This window comes from Actinomycetota bacterium (assembly GCA_035536535.1).
Taxonomy (GTDB): domain Bacteria; phylum Actinomycetota; class JAICYB01; order JAICYB01; family JAICYB01; genus DATLNZ01.
This window is the reverse complement of the sequence record DATLNZ010000166.1, coordinates 1-3,452: the sequence shown is the minus strand read 5'-3', so window position 1 is coordinate 3,452 and position 3,452 is coordinate 1. Positions and strand designations below refer to the sequence as shown.

Annotated in this window: 5 protein-coding genes; 1 reads left to right on the top strand and 4 read right to left on the bottom strand. The window is 65.5% G+C overall.

Annotated elements, in window-relative coordinates:
- A partial coding sequence (locus VNE62_11220; GenBank protein HVE92848.1) for a hypothetical protein occupies positions 1-204 on the bottom strand: 204 nt, incomplete at its 3' end.
- A gap of 127 nt (positions 205-331) precedes the next feature.
- On the opposite strand from VNE62_11220, the gene VNE62_11215 reads away from it, so the two are divergent.
- Positions 332-1,258, top strand: coding sequence for a GNAT family N-acetyltransferase (locus VNE62_11215; GenBank protein ID HVE92847.1), 927 nt, complete (start codon positions 332-334; stop codon positions 1,256-1,258).
- A 106-nt stretch (positions 1,259-1,364) separates the two neighbouring features.
- Here VNE62_11215 and VNE62_11210 read toward each other — a convergent pair whose 3' ends face one another.
- The 3 genes from VNE62_11210 to VNE62_11200 form a co-directional block, all read right to left on the bottom strand.
- Positions 1,365-2,174, bottom strand: a complete 810-nt coding sequence (locus VNE62_11210) for a hypothetical protein (GenBank protein ID HVE92846.1) — start codon at positions 2,172-2,174, stop codon at positions 1,365-1,367.
- 241 nt (positions 2,175-2,415) lie between these two features.
- Positions 2,416-2,916 (bottom strand): hypothetical protein, encoded by a 501-nt coding sequence (locus tag VNE62_11205; protein ID HVE92845.1) that lies wholly within the window; start codon positions 2,914-2,916, stop codon positions 2,416-2,418.
- A gap of 353 nt (positions 2,917-3,269) precedes the next feature.
- Positions 3,270-3,452 (bottom strand): hypothetical protein (locus VNE62_11200; protein ID HVE92844.1); only part of this gene is annotated, 183 nt, incomplete at its 5' end.

Sequence of the window (3,452 nt, the reverse complement as noted above, 5' to 3'; positions counted from 1 at the left end):
CTGGGCGACGGCATCGGCGAGGCGATCCGCTGCATCGGCCAAGTCGCGTTCATCCCTGGTCGGTGCCCACGACCGAATCCGGTCGGTGCCCGCCCGCGTCGACTCCACCACTCCGACGCAGTCGACGTAGTTGGCGTATGGCGGGCTGCTGGAAGCGTGACCGCTGTCGACCGTGGAGAGCAGGTGATGAATTCGGCCGAGCATGGGGAGCCCGGAGGCGATGCGGTCGAGCGAGTCCCGAAAGGTCTAGGCAAGACCCCCTTCCGGGCATTACACTGGAAACGTGCCGCACTGGTAGCGGCCTCCTTTCTTTCCTTCAGGAGGTCACCCCATGTGCACGGTCCCTGGGCAGCTCGCCACCGAGATTCGCCTGTTCACACGCGCCGACCGCGACCAACTCGTGGAGCTTGTCAACGCCCACATCGCTGCAGTCGTCCCGGGTTGGTCGCTTCCCGTCTCCGCACTGCTCGCCCAGCTCGAACGTGAGCCTGCCGAGTACGTCGTCGACCCCTGGGTCGTCGACAGAGTGACCTTCGTCGCTGTGGTCCGGGACCGTCTCGTAGCCGCGGCCCATCTACGCCGCTATGGCACGGACTCTCGGGTGATGCCCGACTTCTACGACGCTGGTGAGATCAAGTGGCTCATCGGGTGGCCTCATCGCATGGAAGCCGCGCACGCGCTGGCGAAGGCATGCGTTGGGCAGCTCGAGAAGTGGGGCGTCAAACGGCAATGGGCCAGCGGCGACCTCCCCAGTCCTGCCACTTTCGGAATCCCGGACGCGTGGCCGCACGTGCGGGCCGTCGTCGTGGGTGCGGGCTTCAGCGACCGGGCCGGTCACGACGGGATCAGGTTCGCCGGGACCCTCGACGGTCTCGCTCCTCCCGGTCCACCTCCCGTCGCCGGCCTGACGGTCCGCCGCGAGGTCGACAACCTGGCTACACGCTTCACCGGACTACTCGACGGCGCCGTCGTCGGCTACGTCAATGCCCAGGGCGACCTGACGGGGGGCGGCACGGTGTCACGCGTGACTCGCTGGTGTGCTCTACGTGAGCGCTTCGTGGAGCCTGCCTATCGTCGCCGCGGAATCGGCACCTGGCTTGTACGCCATGCCATCGAGTGGCAGCAACTCGGTGGCGCCGACCGCGTCCTGGTGCCTCTTGGCTCGCCCCATGACGACCCGCCCGAGTTCTATGAGCAGTTCGGCTGGCGCGAGATCGGCCGGACCCGCGGACGGTGGGAGCGAGTTCCCTCCGGGTGATCGCTCCGAGGTTGCCGTCAGGTTCCCTGTGTGTTCCGCAGAGAGGACCTCGAAGCCTGCCTGAAGCGCCGCCGGATCGAGCCCAGGCGACCTGGCCCACCAGGTGCTAGGCGGCCGTCACTTGCAACTTGTCGAAGAAACTCCAGCCGTCAGTGGGAGACCACCGGAAGCCTCGCCCGCTGCTCCATCCGCTGACTAGCCACACGTGCGTCACCTCGTCGGGAAGCTGCGGATTTGCGAGCGGCAGCGGTGCGCTATTCCGCATCAGGAGGTCTGTGACGCCGAATGGGGCTTCCGCGAAGCCGGGAAGAAAGACGAAAGCGTGCCGCTCCGACCGTCCCGAGCGGGCCAACTTATCGAGGACGTCACGCCGCTTCGGTGCACGCAAGAACTCCGCCACCCAAGCCGGCAAGGCGTCGCCGGTGTCTGCGAGGAACCCGCCAGCTCGCTCCCTTGGTAGCTGGATCGTGATGTAGATGCTCCCAGGGACGTCCGTTCCGTTCTGCATCGCGCTTGCGACACCTAGAGCGTGAGCGACCTCGGAAAATTGGTCCTTCGCGGAGGTCCGCCCCCGGCGGAACCCTGTAAGACCGGACATCTCCAGTTCTTGGAGGAGGCGAGGAAGCTCAGTTCTGAGTCGCTTCGCCCGAGCCGTCGATTCGAGCGAGACCATCCACCCGCCTTGGAGCTCGTCGACCACCCACGTTTCGTCGCGCCCGTTCATGAGGTTCCAGAGGGCGATCGATTCACCGTCGGCTGCTGAGATGACTTCCGCAGCGGCGGTCTCACCGTCGTAGACGACATCGAGGTCGTACATCCCCCCGACGGACCCATCATCGTGCTGGAGGACTGGCACGCCGAGGGCGTAACTCATCACTTGCCGGGCCCACTCCTCCTCGGTCCGCAACGCTTTCATCGAGCTACAGCTTGGCACCATCGGGAGCGACCGGGTCCGACGGTCGCCGTTGCGAAGCAGTTGGGCGTGCTGCGATCCCGGCGATCAGGGCGACCCTGGCGTACCAGCGCGGCTCGTAGATGGGGGGCATCTCTCGCCGCCCGCCGTCCCCCACCTGTCCGCAATCAACCGGAACGGGTGTCCGCTTTCGCCGGATTACACAACCCGCGGCTCGTCCAAAACCCGCACCGCTCGTGGCCAGCTACGGAACGGGGTGGATGGCGCCGATCGCCGCGTCTTCGAGCCTGGCCTTGTGTTCGTGAAAGCTTCGGAGGCTGAGGAACGCCTGGAACACCGTGTCATCGCAGCGGACGTCACGCAACTCGAACCTGTCAGGAAAGAGGCTGAGAACGACGCCTCCGCTGCACCGAGGAAGAGGGCTCTCTCTACCACTGGCGTCGATGGTGAATTCGGCGTGCCGATAGCCAGCGAGCTGTAATGCCACCTGGGGGTACGGCGCCCCAGACTTGGTGTCACCGATCAGCACACGGCCGCCAACGGCAGCGATCCAGTCGGGAGTTCCCGCGTACGCGTGCGATCGAGAAAACACCGGCATCTCACGCTGAAAGAACACGGGCCGGTAGGTGTCGACGAACAGTCCGAACTGTGCTCGGTAGACGACGCACTCACCGGCGCAGACCTCTGGCGGGCAAGAGACCGACCCTGGGTAGGCGGCGGTGACCGCGTGGATGTGAAGGCCCATCGGTCCGCGCGTGGCATAGATTTGGGCGAGTTCCTCAGCGGTGGCTGGTTCCGCTTCCCAGGGAGCCCGAAGCCGAGCCAACGAAGCGATCGCAGTCACCCTTGGGACCGGCCTGCCGTCGATGACGTAGCCCCCAGCGACCCGGTCTACTCCAGTCCAGGCTTTCGGCGATGGCATCTCCAAACCGTACAGAGGGGGTGAGACAGGAACTCCTGGAGCAGTGGAAGCAGCTGTTCGCACCTGGCTCGACACCCGTTCCCGACAAGGGCGTGGAACCGGACCCGGCGTTGTGGGATGGTCCCTCGTCATTCAGCCGCCGGCTTTATGGGATAAGCAAGTTCCCGCCCTACGTGTCAGATGCGAGCACCGACCCGGCGCTGAAGATGCTCTCGGACGGCTCTCTCAAGCTCCTGAGGCCATTCGAGCCCAAGCTGCCGGTACATCTCCTGCGCCACCGGGATAAAGAGTTTGGCAACTGAGATGTGTACGTCCACGATGGCCCGTTCAGTGGCCTGGATCGCCGGGAGCGACTCGAT

What these genes read in the sequence shown, in the direction of transcription:
- VNE62_11215 (HVE92847.1), top strand. Translation starts at nt 332, where the DNA reads ATGTGCACGGTCCCTGGGCAGCTCGCCACCGAGATTCGCCTGTTCACA.
- VNE62_11210 (HVE92846.1), bottom strand. Translation starts at nt 2,174, where the DNA reads ATGAAAGCGTTGCGGACCGAGGAGGAGTGGGCCCGGCAAGTGATGAGT.
- VNE62_11205 (HVE92845.1), bottom strand. Translation starts at nt 2,916, where the DNA reads ATGGGCCTTCACATCCACGCGGTCACCGCCGCCTACCCAGGGTCGGTC.